This window comes from Kothea flammea (genome assembly GCF_052161645.1).
Classification (GTDB): Bacteria; Planctomycetota; Planctomycetia; order Pirellulales; family Pirellulaceae; genus Laterigemmans.
In genome coordinates this window covers 3,824,421-3,847,980 of record NZ_CP197414.1, presented here as the reverse complement: position 1 = coordinate 3,847,980, position 23,560 = coordinate 3,824,421, and the positions used below count along the sequence as shown (strand labels likewise).

Here is a 23,560-nt window from a genome sequence, read left to right as displayed (position 1 = left end):
ATTAGCCTTTCATGGCCCCAACGAGCTGGCCTCGTGGGGGGCATTTCTTATCGTGCTCGCGCTCGAAAGCCGTTCAAAACCCCGGCCCTCATCCAAAACGGCGTGACTGGCCGCTTTCAGCACTGCCAGACTGGTTTCGCTGCGTAGCAGCAGATAGAATAGGGATCCCCACAAAAACAACCACGAGTCGTTAGCTTAACGTCTAGTGGCCCCTGCCTTGCCGCTCCCTCCGCCATTTCGCCCGAGAGTCCGTCACGATGTCTACTCTCCGCTCGCATGGAATTGTTCTGCTGTTTGCAATCTTTGGTGCCTTTTGGTTTACTGATCGAGTTGCAACGGCGGCCGACGAAGCTAGCCCCGATCAGGCGGGTCTCGAATTTTTCGAGAGTAAGATTCGCCCCATCTTGGTGCAGGAGTGCTATTCGTGTCACGCGGCCGATGCGAAGCAGATTTTCGGCGGTCTTATACTCGACCACCGCGACGGCTTGCTTGCCGGCGGCGACTCGGGGCCAGCAGTGGTTCCCGGCGATGTGGCAGCCAGTTTGTTGATCGACGCGTTGCGACATGATTCGTTCGAGATGCCACCGCGGGGAAAACTGGATCAAACGATTATTGACGACTTTGTGCGTTGGGTTGAAATCGGAGCCCCTGACCCGCGAACTGAGACCACGCCACCCGCGGCGGCAAAATCGATAGCGATGAGCCTCGCCGACGCGAAAGAGTTTTGGTCCTTTCAACCTCCCGTGATGCCTCCGTTACCGGCTGTTTCCACGCCCCATTGGACGCTCAATGGGATTGACTATTTTGTCCAGGCCAAACTGGAATCGGCGGGATTGCGACCAGTCGACCCCGCCTCGAAACGCGTTTGGATTCGGCGGGCGACGTTTGACTTGATCGGTTTGCCTCCCAAGCCTGAGGAGATTGAGGATTTCTTGGCTGATGAATCCCCTGCGGCTTATGAGGTCGTGATTGACAGGTTGCTCGCATCGCCCCATTACGGCCAGCGTTGGGGACGGCATTGGTTGGATGTCGCCCGCTACGCGGAAGATCAGGCTCACACGTTCGCTGTCAAACCGAGCGCCAGTGGTTATCGCTACCGCGATTGGGTGATTGATGCATTCAATAGTGATCTGTCCTACAAGAAATTTGTCCAATACCAGATCGCCGCCGACTTAATGGAGATGGGCGAAGAGGAACGATTTCGACATCTTCCCGCGTTAGGTTTCTTCGGATTGGGAGCTCAGTATTACAAGAATACGGATGCCGCCAAAGCGCGAGCCGATGAATTGGACGATCGGGTCGATACGTTGACGCGGGCCTTTTTGGGGCTGACGGTATCTTGCGCGCGTTGTCATGATCACAAGTATGATCCCATACCCACACAGGATTATTACTCGTTGGCTGGAGTTTTCCAAAGCTGTCGACTGGCCGATCAACCGCTGGTCCCCGCCGAGGAGGTCGCAGCTTTCACACAGGCTGAGCAACGGCTGAAACAAGCGGAAGAAGCAGTCAAGAATTTCATTGCCAGTGAAAAGCGTGGAGCCAGCGAAGCGCTGGCGACCGACTTTGCCGCTTACCTGCTGGTCGCCTGGCAAATCCAGCAGGCTGCCTTGTCTGATAACTCAGCGGCGGATATTGCATCGACTGATAATTCGACCGCAGTTAGCGCAGTTAACGCACTGGCTACGCAGCGGGGACTCAGCGAGCTGGTGCTACAGCGGTTTGTCGATATGCTGGGCGGTGATCGCAAAGCGACTGAGCCGGTCCTCAAGGATTGGTTCGCCCACACGCAAGCGTTGGTTGCGAACTCGGCTGACACGCAGAGACAACCGCTTCCTCCCGATAGCTTGACCGAGTTGGCCCAGGCTTACCAAGCCGAACTGATCTTGGCGCTCGACATTCGTGCCGGTCGTAAGCCAGCATCCAGTGTGACTGGCGATGCTGTGGCTAGCGATGCGAGTTCCGATCAGCAAGCAGCCGCTGCTGAGCCGAGCCGGGCGGCCGGGACGCCGCGCTACAGTAGCCCGCTGGTGACAAGGAATAACCCGATCGTGGATCTCAATGTGGATCTGCGGGGCGGCTCGGAGCTGTATCTGGTGATTACCGATGCCGGAAACGGCAAGAGTTGTGATCATGCCGATTGGCTGGAGCCACGTTTTGTCACAGCGTCGGGCGAAATCAAGTTGACTGATCTGAAGTGGAAAGCGGTCGATAACGGGTTTGGTCAAGTCAACATCAATCGCAACGTTTCCGGACAACCGCTCCGTGCTGGCGGAGTGAGCTTTGAAAATGGCTTGGGGACTCACGCTCCTTGCGTGCTGGTGTATGACATTCCGCCTGGTGCCACTCATTTCAAAGCGCGTGCCGGATTGGATAACGGGGGCAGTGACCAAGGTGGCTGTGGTCAGCAGGCCAGCATCCAGTTTCGCGTCTACACCGAGCGACCCAACGACTATGCCTTGATTATGAAAGGCGAGGTTCAGCCCGACCAAGGCGTGCTCGACAAAGTTCAGGCCGCGCTGCTGGAAGTGGCCTTTTCCGACAAGGGTTTGTTTGCTGTGGCGGACGAGCAACTGGAAGAGATCCTGACGCCGGACAAACGCGAGCGGCTGGCCGAGCTGCGAGCTGAATTCTCACAAGCTAAAGCCGATCAACGTTCGCCGTATCCTGTTGCTCACGTGATTGACGAAGCGAAACCGACCGATCTGAATGTTTATATTCGCGGCAATCCAGCGCGTCAGGGTGAACTCGCGCCACGTCGCTTCCTGCAAGTTCTGTCGGAGGGCGAACCGGCTCCCTTTACCCAAGGCAGCGGGCGTCTGGAGTTGGCTGAGGCGATTGCCAACGATCAAAACCCATTGACGGCTCGCGTGATGGTGAATCGTATTTGGCAGCACCACTTCGGACGCGGTTTGGTGCGGACGGCTAGCAATTTTGGCGTGCTGGGTGAACGCCCCACGCATCCTCAGTTACTCGATTACTTGACGCGGCGTTTTATCGAAGCCGACTGGTCCATCAAAGCATTGCACCGAGAGATCATGCTTTCGGCAACGTATCGGCTGAGTTCGCAAAACGACGCGAGTAACAGCGAGATCGATGCTGACAATTCGTTGCTGTGGCGAATGAACCGTCGCCGGCTAGACGTGGAGGCATGGCGCGATTCCCTGCTAGCGGTTTCCGGCCAACTCGATGTCAGTCTGGGTGGACCTTCAACCAACCTTGACGCGGTCGACAATCTCCGCCGCACGGTCTATGGAAAGATTAGCCGCCACGACTTGAATCCCTTGTTGCGGTTGTTTGATTTCCCCGATGCAAATATCACCAGTGCTTCGCGCAGCCAAACGATCGTGCCCCAACAGCAACTGTTTGTGCTCAACAGCCCTTTTATGATTCAGCAAGCACGAGTGTTAGCCGACAAATTGTTCGCCGGTCCCCAGGAGGCGTGGGCTGATTCGATAAGACACGCGTTTGAGTTGCTGTATGGACGACCGGCGACTGATCGTGAGGTGAGTTTGGGACTGGGTTTCTTGCAAGCTGACGATTCGGACGCCCATCCCGATATGCCGCGCACCGTGCAGTACGCCCAGGTCTTATTGGCGGCGAATGAGTTCACTTTTATCGACTAAATCTCTGCGGCGAGCTTTGAGGCTTATCAATGAATCACACTCAGGAATTTCAAATGTCGCTACCGAGTCGCCGAGAGTTGCTGCAACGGGTTGGTACCGGATTGGGGTCGCTCGGACTAGCCTGTTTGCTAGCCGATGAGAAGTTGTTGGCCGGCGAAAATTCGAGTGGAGCCGCCGCGCTCGCCGGGGGCGTGGACGGACAAGCCAATAACCCGTTGGCTGTTAAAGCTTCGCATTTTCGGCCCCGGGCAAAACGCGTGATCCATTTGTTCATGAATGGGGGGCCCTCACAAGTAGATACTTTTGACCCGAAACCCCAACTGACAAAATACGATGGTAAACGGCCACCAGCGGCTGACCTGAAAACCGAGCGTAAGACGGGCGGATTGATGAAATCGCCCTTTAAATTCCAGCAATATGGTGAAGCGGGAATTGAGGTCAGCGAACTCTTTCCGCATGTCGCCAGTTGCATCGACGACATTTGCGTGATTCGCTCGATGCACACTAACATTCCCAATCACGAGCCCTCGTTGCTGATGATGAACAGCGGAGAGACGCAGCCCACCCGCCCTTCGCTCGGCTCGTGGCTAATGTACGGCTTGGGAACGGAGAACCAGAATCTGCCCGGCTTTGTTGTGCTCTGTCCGGGCAAGCCGGTGGTCGGTCCGCAACTTTGGAGCAACAGCTTTCTGCCGGGTATCTTCCAAGGAACACATATCAACAATGCCAAGCTTGATCCCAAAGAGGTGATTCGACACATTCGCAACCCCAATCTCCAGCGGACTTCTCAGCGAGTTCAGTTGGATTTGCTCAATGAAATGAATTCGATCCATCTAGCGCAGCGAGGGGGCGAGGACGGTAATTTGGAGGCCAGGATTCAGTCGATGGAGATGGCTTTCCGCATGCAGTTCGAAGCCCAAGAGGTGTTTGATTTGAATCGCGAGACGCAGGCGACTCGTGATCTATATGGAAAGGGTGAATTTGCCGATGCTTGCCTAACGGCCCGTCGGCTTGTTGAGCAGGGCGTGCGGATGGTCCAGGTTTATTATGGGAATGGCCAGCCCTGGGACGATCATGAGAATATTGCCAGCCACGCTGACAAGGCAAAGAAGAGCGATCAAGCGGTTGCCGCCTTGTTGAAAGATTTGAAAGCGCGCGGCCTGTTGGAAGATACTTTGGTGCTGTGGGGTGGCGAATTTGGACGTACGCCAGTATCCGAAGGTGCGAAAGGACGCGATCACAATAACCATGGATTTACCGTTTGGCTTGCCGGCGGCGGTGTCAAAGGTGGCATGGTACACGGCGCCACCGATGAATTTGGCTTCGCCGCGGTGGAGAATCGCATGCACGTGCATGACCTGCATGCAACGATTTTACATTTGTTGGGGATCGACCATGAACGCCTGACTTATCGGTACTCTGGGCGAGATTTTCGCCTCACCGATGTATCGGGTGTCGTCGCCCAGGCGATCCTGGCGTGAGCGATGTTGGAGGCGGCTGTATCGATAATCTGCTCGACATGACCGGTCTGAATAGCTTAAACTGGGCTGCAGACCAGTCGGATATGGCAAGTGGTGTCCGTCAGCATGGCTGTCAGCAAGTCACAGGCCAAAACTTAGCATCGTCTGGCTTTTCAATGTCTCAAGTTGCTGGGGAAACAAGATGCTGGGGAAAGCAGCCCGCAAGGTTGCCGACCTGCCGTTACCCCGCCTTATTGCCCCGCCTCCCTTAATCACCCGCCCAGGTTTCCAGTGAAATTCATTATTCCGCTGCTCCTAACTGCCTTGTTGTTTTGTAGCCGAGGGTTGGCGGTGGATGTGGCTGCGGATGCTTCACCGTCAAACGCCGCGGATTTGGAATTCTTCGAAAAGCACGTGCGTCCGTTGTTTGCCGACCACTGCTATTCATGCCACAGCACGACCTCCGAAAAACTGAGGGCGGGATTGTTGGTCGATAGCCGCAGTGGTTTGTTGCGGGGTGGTGACTCGGGGGCAGCCTTGGTTCCCGGTGACGCTGACGCCAGCCTGCTGATTGAATCGGTACGGTATGAAGGTTACGAAATGCCCCCCTCGGGAAAGTTGTCTGATGAAGAAATCAGCCATCTGGAACGTTGGGTGGAAATGGGCGCTCCTTGGCCACAGGAGGATGCTCCCGTCGTCGGAGAGACACGCACCGAGTTTGATCTGCAGCAGCGAAAGTCCGATCACTGGGTTTGGCAACCCATCGAGGATCCCGCCTTGCCAACGGTCAGCAACACGCAGTGGCCACAGCGTCCTTTGGATCATTTTATCTTGTCCAAACTGGAGGCGAACCAACTACAGCCTGCCGCTGATGCCGATCGCGCCGCTCTGCTTCGGCGTTTATATTTTGACTTGATTGGATTGCCCCCGACAGCCGTTCAGGCGGCCAGCTTCCTCGCCAATGACTCGCCGCAAGCGGTTGCGGAACTGGTCGACGAATTGCTCGCCTCGCCACACTTTGGTGAACGTTGGGGCCGGCATTGGCTGGACCTTGTGCGATACGCCGAATCTCGCGGCCATGAATTTGATAATGATGCCCCCAACGCATTCCAATACCGCGACTATATCGTGCGCGCGTTGAATGCGGACGTACCGCATGACCAATTGGTCCGAGAGCATCTTGCTGGCGATTTATTGGCCGAACCAAGACTGCATCCCGAGCAAGGATTCAACGAGTCAGTCTTGGGTACCGGATTTTGGTTCCTGGGGGAATGGGTGCATTCACCAGTCGACATACGCAAAGACGAGGCCGACCGTTTTGATAACATGATCGATGTGATGTCAAAGACTTTCTTGGGTGTCACTGTCTCTTGTGCCCGCTGCCATGATCACAAGTTTGATGCGATTTCCACAGCCGACTACTATTCGCTGCTGGGATTCTTGCAAAGTAGCGATTATCGGCAAGTTCGTTTTGAATCGATCGCGCATAACAGTGAGATCGCCGAAAAGTTAGCCGAGTTGGACAACACCTATCAGCACAAAATTCTCAGCCAACTCGCAGATCAAGAACTCCACCCGCCGCAATTGCCAGCAGTGCCCGAAGCGCTGCAACCTTTCATCGTGGTTGACTATGGCAGGTTGCCTATTGACCAGTATTTCCAGGATGGGTTTATTTTTGGCGAGCAACCACTTCGCCTGGGCGAACCGCTATTAATGCTCAATGGCGAGATGCCCCAGTTGCAATTCGCCAAACATGGGGCCGCCGTCAGCGATCCGTTCTGGGGCAAGTTCGAGTCGGTTTCCGAATCGGGAGTTCGCAACAGCAGTCGTCTCGCGAGCATTCCGCGAAGCGGCCGCACGTTGCGCACACCTAGCTTTGAATTGACCAGTCCTAACGTTAGCTGTTTGGTGCGTGGGCAAGGACACGTCGTCGCCTGTGTCGATTCTCATCGCTTGATCGCCGGTCCGTTGCACGGCGAGACGGTAAAGCACATCGCCCCCGGGACTGATTGGATCGAGCTGAACTTGAGCCGTTACTTGGGCCATCGTTTGCACCTTGAGTTTACACCCGACATCGATGCACAGCTGGAGGTAATCCTGGTCGCGCAAGGTGCATCTCCGCAAGTACGCCAACAGATCTTCGAGCATCAGCAAGCGGGCGTTAAGTTGATCGACGATTTCGCGGCTCAAGTTGGCGGTGTGGCGGAGAAATTGCACGCAGTGTTGATGGAGTGGGCACTCGCCCGGAGCGAATTGCAGAGCCAAGTTCAGCATCGCTCTCAATTAGCGATGGCCATGCTGGATGGTTCGGGGGAAGAACAGCATATCTACATCCGCGGTAACGCCTCGAAATTGGGGAAGCTCGAACCACGTCATTTTCTCACCGCGATTACCGGCGACGAGCCATTGCCGATTGCCAGAGGTAGCGGCCGCCTGCAATTGGCGGAACAGATTAATGATCCCAGCAATCCGCTGACCGCCCGCGTTGCCGTGAATCGTGTCTGGCATTACTTGCTCGGGCGCGGCATTGTGCCCACCACTGATGACTTCGGCGTGCTCGGTCAACCGCCGACGCATCCGCTGTTGCTCGACCACTTGGCGACACAGTTCATGCGTGATGGTCGCAGTATCAAAAGTTTGATCCGCACCATCGTGCTGTCGCGGACGTATCAGATGACCAGCCAACCTCTAGCTGCGGCGCGGCATGCAGACCCGAAAAATTTATTGTGGCATCATCGCCCGCCGCAGCGGCTGGAAGGTGAAGCGATTCGCGATGCTCTGCTGACAATTTCTCAGCAGCTTGATCCGACCATGTTTGGTCAGCCTGTGCCGATTCACTTGACCTCCTTCATGCAAGGGCGGGGGCGGCCGGGTGCCAATGGTCCCCTCGATGGAAATCGTCGCCGCTCAATTTACATCGCCGTACGAAGGAATTTCTTGTCACCGTTTATGCTGACCTTCGATACCCCCGCTCCGTTCAGCACGATGGGGCGACGGAATGTTTCCAACGTACCGGCTCAGGCGCTGATTCTGATGAACGACCCCTTGGTGGTTTTGCAAGCCAAACACTGGGCCGACAAGACGCTGGAGCAACACGACACCATTGAAGGGCGAATCGAGGCGATGTATCAGGCGGCGTTCACCAGGGCACCGACGGCTGCGGAGCTGTCGGTAGCTCAACAATATATCGAGGCGACCGCCGACCGCCGCAGTTGCCCGCAAGATGACCCGCAGGTGTGGGCGGATTTCGCCCATGCATTGATCAACACCAAGGAGTTTATCTTCCTCCGATGATACAACAACCCAAGTTTCCCTGCCAACGTTATCAATCCTTGCCGGTATCCCGGCGACACATGTTGGCCACCTGCGCTGGCGGTTTTGGTGCGGTCGCGTTGGCCGCGCTTCGCGAGGATCCCGCATACGCGGCCGATGCCAAGCCGCAACAACAACTTGGTTTTGCCGGGCACGGCCCTCACCACCGCGCGACCGCGAAAAACGTCATTTTTTTATATATGGATGGCGGTCCGTCGCAAGTTGATACATTTGATCCCAAGCCGCTGCTTGATAAGTATAACGGTAAGGATCCGGGAGGATTGTTTGATGTGGAACCGACCCAGTTCAACAATAACGGCACGGTGCTGGCCAGCCCCTGGAAGTTTCAACAGTATGGCGAAGCGGGGATTCCGGTCAGTTCGTTATTTCCCCAGGTGGCGACCTGCGTTGATGAGCTGGCGGTTGTCCGTTCAATGGTCTCGGAGTTTCCCGAGCACACCTTTGCCAACTATTTTATGCACACCGGCAGTGGCTTACAGGGCCGCCCCTCGATGGGCGCTTGGGTCAATTATGGTTTGGGAAGCGAGTGCCGCGACTTGCCAGGTTTTATTGTTATCAACGGAGGACTGATTCCGCCGGGTGGACTCGATTGCTTTGGCAGCGGATTTCTGCCAGCTAGTTTTCAAGGATCGGTCTTCCAGCCCTCCGGCAGTGGTGTGGCAAATATTTCCCGCACCGAGGCGACTCAACAGTCCCAGCGGCACAAACTGGACTTCATTAACCAGCTTGATGGTTTTGCCGTCGATCAGTTTGGTGAGCACGATAGCCTGGAGTCGGCGATTCGCAATTACGAATTGGCGTACGCGATGCAGATGGCCGTGCCCGAGTTGATGTCGCTACAAGCCGAGCCGGCCCACATCAAGAAGATGTATGGATTGGAATCTGAATATGGCCCCACCCGGACCTATGGCACTCAGTGTCTGCTCGCTCGTCGCATGATCGAGCAAGGTGTTCGATTTATCGAGTTAACCTGCCCATCCGTTGGTGGAGATCGTTGGGACCAGCATTCCAATCTCAAAGACGGGCACGAAAATAACGCCCGCGCGGTCGATCAACCGATTGCCGCCCTGCTCAAGGATCTTCGCAGTCGCGGATTATTGGATGAAACGCTCGTGGTGTGGGCCGGTGAGTTTGGCAGAACCCCATTTGCGCAAGGTGCCAACGGCCGCGATCACAATCAGTACGGCTTTACCGTGTGGCTCGCGGGCGGTGGTGTCAAGCCGGGAACGATTTACGGTGCCACGGACGAATGGGGTTATAAAGCGGTTGAAAATCGCACCGAAGTGCACGACTTGCACGCCACCATGTTACATTTACTCGGTGTCGATCATACCCGCTCGACTTTTAGATTCGGAGGCCGTGACATGCGGCTGACCGATGTCAAAGGGCATCTGATTGAAGGCATTATTGCCTGAGATTTTCTCGGGGATGCGGACTTATCTTTGAATTGCCACGTGCCTCCTGCTGTTAACAACCTCTTACGTCTGAGTCCCCCATGCTACGTTCGCAATCTTGTGCCGGCTCGCTCTGGTTAGCCAGCCTGTCGGCAAGCCTGTTCGCTGCCGCTTTTGCCGGTTCCATTTCAGCCGCGGAGGTCACCCATAGCTTCTTGGCTTGCGGTCAAGAGACATACATCATGGGGGCGGATGGCAAGCAGGTCTGGAGCTATCCCCATGCTACCCGTGATGGATATGTGCTTGCTTCCGGCGACATTGTGCTGACGTTGAGTAAGTCGGCCACTTACCCAGGGGGCGCCGTGATGATAATCGCAACCGATGGCAAAGAGAAGTTGCTGTGGAAGGGAACTCAAGCGGAGGTGAATAGCGCGCATCCGACCAGTAGTGGCACGTTTGTGCTGACCGAGGCTGGGCCCAAGCCTCGGCTGTTGGAAATTGATGGTAACGGTGAAGTGCTAGTGGAGTTTGGTTTGGCGTGTCAGCTGCCAAATCATCATATGCAGACACGCATGGCTCGCAAGTTGAAAGATGGCACTTATCTGGTACCGCACCTGTTGGATTTTGCCGTGCGGAACTATGACGCGAGCGGTAACGTTTTAAGTTCGATTGATACCACAGTTCCAGATGACGCCGGGACGGCGATCCACAGCTGGCCATTCACGGCAATTCGACACGGCGAAGGCATGACGCTGGTTTGTTGCACCCACGGTAATCGGGTGATCGATTTTGATTCGGCAGGTAAGATTGAGTGGCAATTGACCAATGAAGATTTGCCCGGTCCTTGGTTGCAAGATCCTTGTGGCGGACAGTTGTTACCAAATGGAAACGTGGTGATTACCAGCTATGCTGGCGGCGGTGCCGACCCGCAGGCGCCGAAGTTAATCGAAGTCAATCGCGACAAGCAGGTGGTTTGGACTTATGTGGATGGCAAGCGGAATGGCATCCATCACTTCCAGATTCTCGACACCAATGGTGCGAAATTAGCTGGCCCGGTATTGAAATAACAACATCAAAGCGGTATCTGCGTCAGCGGAAGCGTTCGATTTTCCCCTCCAGGGCAATTTTTAGCGGTATCGCGTGATTCGGTATCACCATGGTTTCTACAAAATGCTCCCGGGGACTGAAAAGCTAAGACCACGGCAAGCGACGCCATTGCCCGGTTTAGGCCCAGCCGGGGATAATACCAAACAGCCGTTCAGTGCCAGCATGCTCAGCAAGTGGGATGAAACTGGTGGTCTTTAGCGAGGGTACGGACTGTACGATGAGCTATACTGTTGGGTTAGCTGATAGCACCCGGCCCGTGCAAGTTTTTCTTTTCTGTCCTCGGAGTTTTGATTCATGTTGCGTCTTCGTCATTGGTTTATGGTGTTGGCTGTTTGTGGCCTCACCGCACCGCCGTTTACCGCCGGTTTGGCCGCGCAAGACGCGGTTGCTGAGCAACCCCCGGCAACTGAGGAAGTGAAGGACAAAGAGGCCAAAAAGCCGCCGAAAGAGGAGGCAAAGGCTGAAACGAAAGCCGATTCTGAGGAGCAAGCAGCTGCCAAACTGCAAGTTCGTTTATTGGTCATGTCAGGGCAGTATGTGGACCAACTGCAGGGAGCGTCATTAGATCCAACCAGCCTGTTGCTCGGTGGATCTTCGGCGAAACAAAAATCGTTTTATCGGCTTTGCGAGTACTTAGACGAATTGGCCGCTGACGAAGAAACCAGCTGCGTCGTGTTTGATTTGTCGGACAGTGCTCTCGTGATCAATTCAGCTCAGTTGGACGAACTGACTCGGCGGTTAAGTCGGCTCAAGCAGGCTAACAAGAAAATGATTGCCTGGTTGGAGTCGGCCAGCAACGTTCATTTGGCGATCGCGGCATGTTGCGACCATGTTATGCTGGCCGACTTTGGCGGCATCGATATGCCATCGGCTGCGCTCGAATCGATGTTTTACCGTGACGCGATGGACCTGGTTGGGGTGCAAGCATCCGTGGTGCGGGCTGGCGATTTCAAGGGAGCGGTGGAGCCTTATTTGAATCCTCAGATGAGCGACCATTTGCGCCAGCATTATCTCGACATGCTGCAGTCGATCAATGGTGCCACGGTCTCGCGGCTCGCAAAATTGCGTGGATTGCCAGTCGCCGAGGTCCGCAAACTTCAACAGAAACGGATGTTGTTGCCCAAGCAAGCATTGGCTAGCGGGTTGGTTGATCAACTAGCTCCCTACGGTAGCATGCGGGAAAAGGTGGAAGAGTTTCTTGGCGACGAGGTGGAATGGATCACGGCAAAGAAGAAGCCTAAGAAACAACCTTCGTTCTTCGAGTTGGTGGGTACCTTGATGGCTGGCCCGCCGAGCAAGAGCGGCAAAGCACGCGAGGCGTCGATCGCCGTCTTGCATCTTTCAGGTGACATCATTGATGGTAAAAAACCAGCGGGCGGATCCATTGTCTCAGGTCCCACCGTTGAGGCTATTAATGAACTGGCCGCGGACGACAACGTGCATGGAGTGGTGGTGCGAGTGAACTCTCCCGGCGGTAGCGCAACGGCCAGCGAAGTCATTCGACAAGCGTTGGCAGCGTTGGCAAAGAAGAAGCCGACCGTTATCTCCATGGGGTCAGTTGCCGCCTCGGGCGGATACTGGGTGAGTTGCATTGGCGAACCAATTTACGCCGAAACGGCAACCGTTACCGGTTCGATCGGCGTGTTTGCCATGAAGTTGAGCTTTGGGTCGTTGATGCGCCGCGTGGGTGTGCGTGTGGAAGCGATCACGTTGGACGACTCGGCAGCTGCCTTTGCCCTCGATCGCACGTGGTCGGACGCCGATGTCGCCACCTTGCAAGAATCGATTGATGATGTGTACGGTCGATTCCTACAACTGGTAAGCACTTCACGCCAACTGCCCCTCGAGCAGGTTGAACCTTTGGCGGGTGGGCGCGTGTGGTCTGGCGAACAGGCCAAGGCTCACGGTTTAGTGGATGCCATCGGTGGACTCGATGACTGCTTGGTGGTAATCGCCAAGAAGGCCGACTTGGAGGACTATGACATTATTCACCGTCCACTGAAATCGTCGGGCTTTGACTTGATGGAATTACTGGGCGAGGCTGAGGAAGAAGAAATCTTTTCCTCGTCGCTAATTCGCAGCGCAGTCGGCGTGCTGAAGAGCCGCGGATTCCGCTTTGAAACGACCGGCTTGCTGTTACGCGATGCGATCTCGCAGCAGGGTGGGGTTCCCACGATTTGGGCACTGCATCCCGCCGAGCTGCAGATCCGCTAAGTAACGCCTTGGTAATTTATGCCGGTTGCGAAGACTTTGCTCGCGATTACGTTTCTTCTGTGTCTAACGGTTCTCCGATTCCGATCGATTATGCAGCGGATGAAATCTAAAGTTCGTCCAATTGTGGGATCACGACACTCTGGTGGAATAAGTCATGCGTTTAAGTCTTCACAGCCAGTCGCGGTGGCGTCTAAGGCTGATGCTTGCTCCTGTTGGTCTCGCAGCGTTGGTCAGCTTGACGCCCTCCGCACAAGCGCAGAATGGACAACAGAACGATGCCGGGCGAACTACGTTATATGGTCGCTCGGTTGTGGTCCGGGCAACGCATACATCAAACGCGCAAGAGGGTTGGCCGACGAGTGAAGAGGTTAGCCTGGGTAGGGCTGCGCCTGATCACCATACCCACTTGGTCCCCGTGCCACCTCCGAGTTTGCCCGCTGCTTCGTCGCCTAAGTCGAACGTGGCGGCGATTCCGGGAATGCCCGCTGCCGAGTTGTGGGCCGATTATCAGCCTCACAACGGCGAGTGTCAGTCGCAAACCTGCGATTGCCAAACCGGGCACCATCGCGGCGGCAAGAAGCCACTGAAAGCAGTCTTCGGCAAACTGTCAGCCGGGTTCGATTTGCTTATTTTTGGAACCACGGCGAGTGGCGGCTGTGATGCGGATGGCTGTGATGCGGATGGTTGTGATACTGGAGTTTGCGATACGGTAGCCTGTGATGACAGCGGTTGCGACGCCATCGGCACCGGGCATGGCTTACAGCCCTTTATGAGTCATCATCAACACTCGCCTCCAAATCAGCACGTGCATCCACACCCGCATGCTCCGATCGTGCAACCTACGGTCCCTGCCCCTCGGACTGGCACGCCCACTCCAGCGGAACATCAGCCGACTTTGAAGCGCCGCAGCGTGCCTGACGAACGGATCGACCCTTTTCGCGATGATCCCATCTCGGTGAGTGGTCGGATCAAGGCCAAGCCGGCTTCATTTCGCCGCTGATCAGGCAATCACTTCGTGGACAACATTGCCGTACAGGTCGGTGAGTCGGAAATCACGACCTGCGTAGCGATAAGTAAACCGCTCGTGATCGAATCCCATCAAGTGCATGATGGTAGCGTGCAGATCATGCACATGAACGCGATTTTCTTCGGCGCGAAAGCCTAGTTCGTCAGTGGCGCCATGCACCGTGCCACCTCGAACTCCTCCGCCGGCTAGCCACATCGTAAAGCCATGATGGTTGTGGTCGCGACCATTCATTTTGCCGGCGTTGGCACCTTCCTTGGGTAACTCCACCACCGGTGTGCGGCCGAACTCGCCACCCCAGATGACGAGTGTATCTTTCAGCAAGCCGCTCTGTTTAAGATCCTTCAGCAGCGCGCCAATGGCTTGATCGCATTCACCCGCCAGCGCACGATGTCGTTCTTCGATATCATCATGGTTGTCCCAAGGTTGTCCCGCTCCGTGCCAAACTTGGACAAATCGGACGCCGCGCTCCACCAAGCGACGGGCGATTAAGATCTGTCGTGCTTGCGTGCCAGGACCGTACATGTCCAAGATATGTTGGGGCTCGCGACTGACATCGAAAGCTTCGGCGGCTTCGGTTTGCATGCGGTAAGCCAACTCGAACGATTCGATGCGGCTCTCCAGCCGCGCGTCGCCAGATCGTTGCGATTGATGTTGACGATTGAGTTCCGCCAGCAAGTCCAATTGATCGCGTTGATCGGCGGGGGCAATATGGTGGTTATTGACGTTTTCGATCAGGCGTTCGATTTGCGTGTGGCTGCTGTCGACGTAGGTGCCCTGATAGATCCCAGGCAAAAAACCTGCTTGCCAATTTTGAGATTCTTTAATTGGATAACCTCCCGGGCAAAGGGCCACGAAGGCAGGTAGGTTTTGGTTCTCGGTCCCCAATCCGTAAGTCAACCATGATCCCATGCTGGGGCGGACCAAGCGTGACTCGCCAGTGTTCATTAACATCAGCGACGGTTCGTGATTGGGCACATCCGCTCGCATCGAGCGAATCACGGCAATCTCATCGATCGATTCGGCTGTTTTGGCAAACAACTCACTGACTTCGATTCCACACTGGCCGTACTTTTGAAACTTAAATGGCGACGGCATCACGCTGCCGGTGGGGCGTTCCGTTTTCAGGTTGCCCCCGGGAGCTGTCTTGCCCGCGAATTTTTGCAACGCCGGTTTGGGATCAAAAGTGTCCACATGACTGGGGCCACCATTCATAAATAGGTGGATCACATGTTTTGCCCGCGGGGCAAAATGGGGCGGTTTGTCGGCCAGCGGCCCGCCACCGAGCTCCGTGGCTGCGCGCACCGACAGCCCTTCGCCAAGCAGCGAATGCAAAGCCATACCGGCCATGCCCATCCCACATTTTTGCAGCATGTCGCGTCGCGAGCGTGGACCGGGGGAATTCGTCATCTGCGGTGTGCCTGAGTGTCGCGGGAAATTTGTTGTACTTTTGCGGCAAGTCACAAATCTAATCGACGAAGCAAAATTCGTTGCTCATCATCAAGACTTGGGCCAGCTGGCTGCGGCGGTCGAGCAGCAGGGGAGCTTGCTCGTCGGCTTGGGGTGCTTGAAAGTCGGCCATGGTATCGAACGCGGACGACTGCCCCGCCTCGTCGGTAATTCGAATCGTGGTGCTCCAGCGAAACGAATCAAAACTGGTAGACAGGTGATCGTCAACAATTAGGTCGATTGGTTGACCCTTTCGCACGGGAAACGTCACTGGGCCAAAGGGACGTTTGTTCGCCTTGACAACTTCTTGCCAGCGTATGATTTCTTCGCTGCTGATAGTCACGCGAATTCCGTCACCTTGGTCGCTGGGATGGTTGATCTCGCCGAACACCGTCGCCGTGCCATCGCGATCGGGGATTAGGCGTCGCATCACGGCCCACTGTTCGCCATCACCGGGGTGGCCGCCGTCGACCGTTAGATTCGCATAGCCGCCATGCTGCGGATCGGGAAACTTGTCGGACATTTGATAACGCCCGTCGACGAACTTCGGGAAAGGGCGAAATGTTTCCACCAAGCCGTTCGCGTCTAGTTGGCCGACGCCGTATCGCCAATGTCTTTGCGGGGCAAAGGGAGGCACGACCGGGGCAGCTTCGGCGGCGAGGAAGCGGCTGGCCATCGCCAGCTCGTTCTTGCTGGGCGCTCGCATCAACACTTGTTGGAATAACGCGTTGGCGAACTGACGATTATCTTTGGCGTCAGACTTCAGGCGAGCTTCGATCGTCTCTACGGTCGCTCGGGCAGCTCGTTGCACAAACAAGTTGTTCATCAGGAACAATGCCTGCTGGGGAACCGTGGTGAAATACCTTTGCGGAGAATGGGCATCGGGGCTGGCAAAGTCAAACGCGCGAAACACGCCAGGCAGTTGTTGGCGGTCGACGAATGCGTAAACGGTGCGGCGTGGTGGAGTGGGATCATTGAGGATTGGCTGCGGTGGCCCAGCGAAACGTCGCTCCAGGCTGCCGCTGACCAGCAGTATCGAATCACGCAATGACTCGAAATCCAATCGTCGGCGGTTGCCCCGTGCCAACAAACGATTGTCGGGATCACGCTCTTGGGCGAGGGCCGAGGTGGTGGCCGCTTGGCGATAGGTCTTGGTCAGCACGATGCGACGAATCAGTTGTTTGGTGCTCCAGCCTTCGCGCTGAAACTGCACCGCTAAATCGTCGAGAATCTGCGGGTACTCGCCGGCTGTCGTGCGCACGCCAAAGTCGCTGGGGGAATCGATTAACGGCTTACCGAGCAGGTGGCTCCAGACGCGGTTGACATAGACGCGAGCGGTTAGAGGATTGTCGACTGAGGCAATTTTTTCGGCCAACTCACGCCGTCCGCTGCCTTGGGTAAAGCGTTGGGGCTGCTCGCTTTCGAGGACGCTGATAAAACGTCGCGGGGCGGGCGGGCCTTGATTACCCGCCTGGCCACGCACGAAGACCTTTACGTCGTGCGGATTGTCCACATCGGTAACGCGCAGCGGCCAAGCGCTGTCCTCAGCTTCGTTGTGCTGGCTGCTGTTGAAAATGCCATATAACGCGTAATAGTCGGTGGTGGGCACGGGATCAAATTTGTGATCATGACAACGCGCGCAAGCAACGGTGATCCCCAACAATCCTCGCGTCACCACGTCGATCTGATCGTCCAATGTATCATGGCGAGAGAGATACCGGCGGCCGACGGTGATGAAGCCCATTGCATCTGAATGTCCTCCCACGCCCTGGGGATCAAAGCTGTCGGCTGCCAACTGATAGCGAATCATGGCATCGTAAGGAAGGTCATCATTATAACTGCGAATCAACCAATCACGGTAGCGTTCACTCCCGCGAATGCGTCGGTCCTGGCCTCCCAATGCGTAGCCAACCGTATCGGCATAACGGGCCACATCCATCCAGTGTCGTCCCCAACGTTGACCAAACTCCGGAGTTGCCAACAGTTGGTCGACTAAGCGTTGGTAGGCATCGGGTCGGTCGCTGGATAAATATTGAGCGGCTAATTCAGTCTCCGGAGGCAAACCGGTTAAATCGTAGGAAAGTCGCCGCAGCAACGTTTCGGCAGAGGCTTCCGCAGCGGGGCTGATGCCGGGTTCCTTAGTCACTCGATTGAGCACCACGGCATCGATCAAATCGCGAGCCGCCGGTCGCACCTCAGGGACTGGCGCGGCCGAGCGGGGAGCCTGAAACGCCCAGTGGTCGCGTGGGTCGATCGAAGGTTCGCTGGTTGCCGGTGGACCATCGCTGGGACCAAGGCGGGGATCATAGGCTCCCGCTGCTACCCACTTTCTCAGTAACTCAATTTTGTCGGCTGGCAACTTTTGAGCGGGTGGCATTTCTAAATCGCTGTCCGTGTAAGTCACGGCGCGGATCAACAAACTTTTGTCCAGCTGACCAGGCACAACCGCCGGGCCGCGCGTGCCGCCACGGAGCAGCGCGGCGCGATCATCAACACGCAGTTCACCCGAAGAGTCACCTGATTCCAACGAGTGACATTCGTAGCAGTGTTGAATCAACAGCGGGCGAATATGCGTCTCAAAGAATACTTCTTGCTCGCCTCGTTCGTTGGGCTGGGAAGTTTGACCCGACGCCACCTGCGCTGGTGTCCCGGCTTCAGCCGGCCTGTCCCCCTGGGAAGCCTGACCCGAAGCCACACAAGTCAGACAAAGTTGCAACAGTCCAAGCAATCCAATCGTAAGAAAGCGAAACAGAGCACTGACGATAGGCGACCGTTTCGAGAGGATCGGGGCTGAGATAATGGTGGTGCTTTGTACCAACGGACGGGTCCGGGGAAATGGAGATCGCATTCACGGAAAAAGTTAGGTGGGGGACAATGCTCGCGATTCGCTGCCTCGATCGCTGATCATTTCCAGTCCCATTCTACTAAGATTCCGCCAGAAAACCAATCAGCCGCACTTCCCCCAGCTACCGCACGTGCTAGATCCATGGGCGAGGTTAGAGTCCCGTCAAAGTTGCTGTTCCAAGTCCGCTTCCAATAAACTGAGCGATGTGGGATGCGATCGGACCTGCACCGCAGCCGGCAAGGATCGCGAATAACAGGCAAGAAAAATGTGCAAGCCGATTCATGGTGGTCCCCCAACGGTAATCGTGCGATCGAAGGTTGCAAATTATTCGGTAAAGTCAATCCAGGCCGCTCCCGCTCCGTCAGCGGAAAGTTCGGTGCAGTTTCCGAGCTTTAGTGGCCCAATACGCTCCGCACCTGACTTCGTTTCGAAACCGATCGATGCTACTTTGGCCGCTCGTCCCGCGGGGAGAAGCGAAAGCAGAAGTCGGAATTCTGGGCCACGCACAATCCAAGTACGCGAATCAAACTCAGTGGTGTTCCAGCCTAGCTTCTCAAGCTCAGCCCGCATGCCAATGGCAGCGTCGCGCGGTACCGATAGGGTCAAGCTGGTGACATTTCGCATCAGCTTGCTCTCGGCATCGTCTTGCTCAACTCGCTCAACAGATTCTTGCCTCGGTGCACTTTCGTTGGCTACTTGCTGCGCAGTTTTTGCTCCCGATTCCCGGTGCGGCAAAATTGAAGGAACGTCGTCGACTCGAAGTGCGTTGCTAGATTCCATTGTTATCATCCGCGCAGAGGGCTCCGCGTCCCCTGCCCTCTCGACAAACCAACTCACTGCAAAACTTCCAATCGGATGAGCCTGTTTGTTTCCGGGGCTGAGAAACTGCAGGTAGTTGTCTCGTCCTTGAAGTAGGAGCACTGAGTCCTGGTTGTTGACAGCTGCGGACGTTGGGGAGTTGCCGACGCTCGTCGCCAATTGATTTTGGACAAATTCCGATTCGAGGAGCGCGTCAAATTCAGCTTGACTTACGACCAAAGACAGATGGCTGAAAGCGGCTTTCGGCAAGCTTATTTCGGGATTCTCCCAAGATGCTATTTCAGCTTCCAGTTCCGCATCGGTCATTACGGAAAGTTTGGCGAGGAGGTGATCGGGATGGCAGGCTCCACGGCCATCGTCCATCCAATCTCTTAAGAATTCGGCGGCTTGTTCTGGGGAGGGCTGATCCTCGTTGCGCAAGCGACGGTGTTCGGCGAAGAGCGGCGCGGCGTCGCGCCGCAAGCGGATATCTTCCGGTTGTGGTTGGCTGAGCTTGGGAACCGCGTAGACGAAACGCCCCGTGCGACTCCCACGGGTTGGGATCTGCCGGAAGTCGCGTTCGATAAACTCTCCGGTCGCCCGCTGGTGCATGCCAGCCTCGACAAAGAAGTCGATCGCATGTTGCGGATAACCAAATACCAAACCCAAGCCTCGCCAGCGATCATCCGGCTCTCGGCACCGTTCGAGCATCAACATCACTTCTCCTGGCGGAGTATCTACGGTGATCCCCAGGCGAGTGAAGAATGCGTGTTGGGCTTCGATGAGCTTCCGCAGGCTGGGCAGATGAACGACGTAAGCCGAGGCGTAACGTTGGCCGTTTTGCACCGCCCCGTACAACAAGACATCAGCGAAAAATAACTCGGGAATGTTCCAAGGAGCAAGTGCCGCGCGGACCCGTTTGATTTCGGATAGGTCACCGCCCTTTGCCGACTCGTTTGTAGCGGCCGACTCATTTGGCTCCGCAGACCCGTCAACCGCATAGTAGCCTCGCCAGAAACCCTCGGAAACTGGCTTGAGTTGCCCGACCAGGGTGTAAAAGGCTTCTCCATCGAGAGCCTTGGCCAGCAGTTGTTGCGAGAGTGCCCGCGTTTCCTCCGGCAACGCTTCGATGGCGAAGAATTTTGACCTGGGAATCGCCTCGGCGTGCGACGGGATTGCGATGGCGTGAGCCGCGGAGCTGGCTTCTTGTGCTGGCGCGGCTTGTTCGCTACGGCAAACGACGGCGAATACCGCCAAGCAGGTCAGCAGCAGGCGGAGGGGCGTTCTTGGCAGGAGATTCATGGGGTTCCGGGGGAGCTGTCAAAGTGAGCCGTGGAATGATGCGTTATTCACTCGGTTCCAAGTTAATCGCCAGCAGTTTGGTAATCAGAGTTGATTGCTCCGCATTTGCTGGTCGACGAATTTTATCCGCTGTCGGCAAATAGTGTCGCAAATTGATCGTGGTCACACCGTGCATTTGCAACCGCTCGCGAAACATGGCCGTGTCCAATGACTCGCGAGAATCATCGAACACGAAATGGGTGGCATGCCGCAGGGCTAATGCTCGCCTGTTGATCGCTTCCTGCGGTTCTCCTTCGTGTTGCTTGAGAATAGTGCTGCGAACCCCCGGAAACGCCGCCGCCAGGGTGTCGGCCGTCTGCTTGTCAGGGACCACAATTAGCAGCCGATTCGGCTCGGCAGCAAAGCAAAGGGGGGCGAGTAATAACCAACTTGTGCACGCCAAAAGAACCGTTCGCAACATTTCATTTCCTCCCGAGAGCCAATTCGAAACGCACCTGCGTCTGCACTACGATTGCATCTGCGGTCGAGTTCGATTAAAATTTGGTTTTTCCAAGTCACTTTTTCAGACCGATCGTTCCTGTGCCGCAGCGCGCGAGGTTCCGTGATGACCGACCATGACGAATCGCTGGAGTCGGTAAAGCAAGCGATCCGGGGTGCTGGACTGCGGGTTACGCCAGCCCGCATTGCCATCCTGCAACTGCTGCGTTTAGCCTTTTCGCCGCAAACCCATGCCGATGTCGCTGAAAGATTGGCGGCGATTGGGGTGGATAGCGCGACGGTGTTTCGCAATTTGAACGTGATGACTCGCAAGGGATTGCTGCGGCGGGCCGAATTGGGAGACCATGTGTGGCGATTTGAGATCGTCGACAGCGAAGCTGGCCGTGTCGCCGCGCACCCCCATTTTCTGTGTGTCGATTGCGGCGACGTCACTTGTCTGGACGATGTCGAATTGACCGCCGAGAGTCGACTCGAGACCGAGCGGGTGGGAGAAGTGACCGAAATTTTGGTCCGCGGCCATTGCAACAGCTGCCGTGTTGCCTGTTGACGGCTGCGATTTAACCAGTTGCCATGCGGCAAAACTGGTGACTTCGTATCAACTCTGCTTAGCTTCTTTGTTTGCTTTGCGTCTGAGCACCCAAGCGGGCAGGACGTCGCTCAGTTTGAGGCCCGCGGCGACCAATGCCTGGTTCCAGTCGCCAGCAAACAGTTTTTGGCCAGCGACCAGCAGGGCGTTATCGATGACGTCGGGGTTGCCGCGGGTGAGCGCGCGGTGAGTCAGCGGCAACTTGGCTTTGTGACGCCTTTGAATTTCCTGAATGACTTCCTCTTGCGTCGTATAAGTCCGATAGTTGCGATGCTTCATTGCGTCATAGTCTTGTTGTTTGCGAGCGACTTGGCCATAGTCGATGCCAGCGGCGTTGATTGCTTCTTCCCAGCCACCAAATACTTTGCGTGCCGCGTACAACAGGGGGGCGTCGGGATGATCGCCGTGAGTGAGTCCACGAGCGTTCAGCGGTTGGGACCTGCGGTGGCGGGCTTGGATGGCGTCGATGATCTCCTGAGCCTCAGTGTATTTTCGTTGTGGGTTGAGGTTTTTTTGGTTGTAGGCTGTGGTGTCAAAGCCAGCGCCGCGGACGGCTGCTTGCCAATTGCCGAAATAGCCGATCGCCATGCAATACAACTGTTTGTCAACTTCTTCGCGAGTCATTTCACGTTTGGCTAATACTTGCCCCGCGCGGGAACGCCGTTTTAGCTCGGCGATGACCTTGGTTTTTGTGGAAAAAGGAGTCTCCGCTGCTTGCTTGGTATGTTGCGATTTCCCCCCCGCTTCCTTGACCGCTTTTCGCCAACTGCCAAACAGCTCAAACGCCTTTTTCCAGAGCGGAACATCCGATCGGCTGCCGAAATAGAGATCGACTGGGGAAAGGCTGAAATGGTGCTCGATCCGTTCTGAAATAGCAGTTAGCACATCGCTGGCCGTTTCATAAGTAATGCGTCTCACCCGCTTTTCCTGAGGTACTTTGGCGGCATCCAGGGCGGCTTCCCAATTCCCAAACAAGTGGGCACCGGCGTTGGTTAATTGATTGCCTTGCGGCAGCAGGCAGACGGTTGTGTGGGAGAGGTCGTCTGTGGTGTCTCGCAGTCGTTGGATTTCGGCGATTACGTCTTGTTTGCTGAGGAATGGATGGCCGCCGAAGATTGGTTTTCCCAGATCGACACCGGCAGCCAGCAGAGCGGCTCGCCAATTACCGTATTGTCGCAATCCCCAAATAAACAAACGGGGACGACGGTGCCACTCGTCAAATTCCAGCATCAGCACGCCTTGTGTGCAGTTGCGTCCTGCCCGTTCGCGATCATCGAGCCATTGCCGGAGGTCCGCTAGCGTGTAATCATCGTCGCGGACCAAGCCTCGGTATTCCGCCGGATCGAGTCCGATAAGCCGCAGTGAATCGTCCCAATCAATGCCCAGATAGTTGCGAGCGGCGGCGATCAAGCTGACATCAATCTGCGTCATGGTATCAACATCCATCCAGAAACCTTCCTGGGCATAGGTGTTGATCCGATCCAGCACATACTCGCGAGTGTAGATCGGTTCCCAGTGCGGCAAAAATTCGGGATGCGGTTTCACCCGCAGACTTCCCGTCATTTGCTCCCGACGCTGTTCGCTGACTAATTCCGCGTGCGGGTATGTTTCGCGATAGTCCTCAGGCTGGATCTCGTGTATTCCGATCAGGTGGGAGCTGAGTTGCTGGAAGTGTTCACCACAAATTTTGCATTCCACCGTTTGCAAGACTTCAACGCGAATTTTATCGTAGTCAATGCCCGCGTCTTCAAGTGCCGATTTCCAGCCCCAAAATGGTGTTTCCTGATACACCGCCTCGACCAATTTGGGATCGTCACGTTTGACAGCGCTGATATTCAACGGCATGCGGTGTAGATAGCGTTCTCTTAGCTTGCGAATAATATACTGACGATTCATGTCTGACGGCTCAGGTGCTCAATGCGAT

General features: G+C 55.9%; 13 protein-coding genes. 8 read left to right on the top strand and 5 right to left on the bottom strand.

Annotated elements, in window-relative coordinates:
* Positions 1-257: 257 nt before the first annotated feature.
* From SH139x_RS14685 to SH139x_RS14655, 7 genes are all read left to right on the top strand, one after another.
* Positions 258-3,626, top strand: a complete 3,369-nt coding sequence (locus SH139x_RS14685; protein WP_488355942.1) for a DUF1553 domain-containing protein — start codon at positions 258-260, stop codon at positions 3,624-3,626.
* Positions 3,627-3,655: 29 nt separating this feature from the next.
* Positions 3,656-5,107 (top strand): DUF1501 domain-containing protein, encoded by a 1,452-nt coding sequence (locus SH139x_RS14680; protein ID WP_488355941.1) that lies wholly within the window; start codon positions 3,656-3,658, stop codon positions 5,105-5,107.
* 270 nt (positions 5,108-5,377) lie between these two features.
* The gene (locus SH139x_RS14675) at positions 5,378-8,380 is read left to right on the top strand and encodes a PSD1 and planctomycete cytochrome C domain-containing protein (protein WP_488355940.1); all 3,003 of its coding nucleotides are present in this window, start codon (positions 5,378-5,380) and stop codon (positions 8,378-8,380) included.
* A gap of 59 nt (positions 8,381-8,439) precedes the next feature.
* Complete coding sequence (locus SH139x_RS14670; protein WP_488356022.1) at positions 8,440-9,834, top strand: DUF1501 domain-containing protein; 1,395 nt, start codon at positions 8,440-8,442, stop codon at positions 9,832-9,834.
* A gap of 221 nt (positions 9,835-10,055) precedes the next feature.
* Positions 10,056-10,880, top strand: coding sequence for a hypothetical protein (locus SH139x_RS14665; protein ID WP_488356021.1), 825 nt, complete (start codon positions 10,056-10,058; stop codon positions 10,878-10,880).
* A 334-nt stretch (positions 10,881-11,214) separates the two neighbouring features.
* Entirely contained in the window at positions 11,215-13,134 is a 1,920-nt protein-coding gene (sppA, locus tag SH139x_RS14660) for a signal peptide peptidase SppA (RefSeq protein WP_488355939.1), read from the top strand.
* A 154-nt stretch (positions 13,135-13,288) separates the two neighbouring features.
* On the top strand, positions 13,289-14,134 hold the full coding sequence (locus SH139x_RS14655; protein WP_488355938.1) for a hypothetical protein: 846 nt from the start codon (positions 13,289-13,291) through the stop codon (positions 14,132-14,134).
* Here SH139x_RS14655 and SH139x_RS14650 read toward each other — a convergent pair whose 3' ends face one another.
* From SH139x_RS14650 to SH139x_RS14635, 4 genes are all read right to left on the bottom strand, one after another.
* Positions 14,135-15,568 (bottom strand): DUF1501 domain-containing protein, encoded by a 1,434-nt coding sequence (locus SH139x_RS14650; protein WP_488355937.1) that lies wholly within the window; start codon positions 15,566-15,568, stop codon positions 14,135-14,137.
* Positions 15,569-15,626: 58 nt separating this feature from the next.
* Entirely contained in the window at positions 15,627-18,242 is a 2,616-nt protein-coding gene (locus SH139x_RS14645; RefSeq protein ID WP_488355936.1) for a PSD1 and planctomycete cytochrome C domain-containing protein, read from the bottom strand.
* Between the two features lie 534 nt (positions 18,243-18,776).
* Positions 18,777-20,552 carry a hypothetical protein gene (locus tag SH139x_RS14640; protein ID WP_488355935.1) on the bottom strand — a complete coding sequence of 592 codons (1,776 nt, stop codon included), beginning with the start codon at positions 20,550-20,552 and terminating at the stop codon, positions 18,777-18,779.
* Positions 20,553-20,595: 43 nt separating this feature from the next.
* On the bottom strand, positions 20,596-21,012 hold the full coding sequence (locus tag SH139x_RS14635; protein ID WP_488355934.1) for a hypothetical protein: 417 nt from the start codon (positions 21,010-21,012) through the stop codon (positions 20,596-20,598).
* Between the two features lie 144 nt (positions 21,013-21,156).
* On the opposite strand from SH139x_RS14635, the gene SH139x_RS14630 reads away from it, so the two are divergent.
* Positions 21,157-21,597, top strand: coding sequence for a Fur family transcriptional regulator (locus SH139x_RS14630; protein ID WP_488355933.1), 441 nt, complete (start codon positions 21,157-21,159; stop codon positions 21,595-21,597).
* Between the two features lie 48 nt (positions 21,598-21,645).
* On the opposite strand, the gene SH139x_RS14625 is transcribed toward SH139x_RS14630, so the two are convergent.
* The gene (locus SH139x_RS14625; RefSeq protein ID WP_488355932.1) at positions 21,646-23,532 is read right to left on the bottom strand and encodes a hypothetical protein; all 1,887 of its coding nucleotides are present in this window, start codon (positions 23,530-23,532) and stop codon (positions 21,646-21,648) included.
* Between the last annotated feature and the right edge of the window lie 28 nt (positions 23,533-23,560).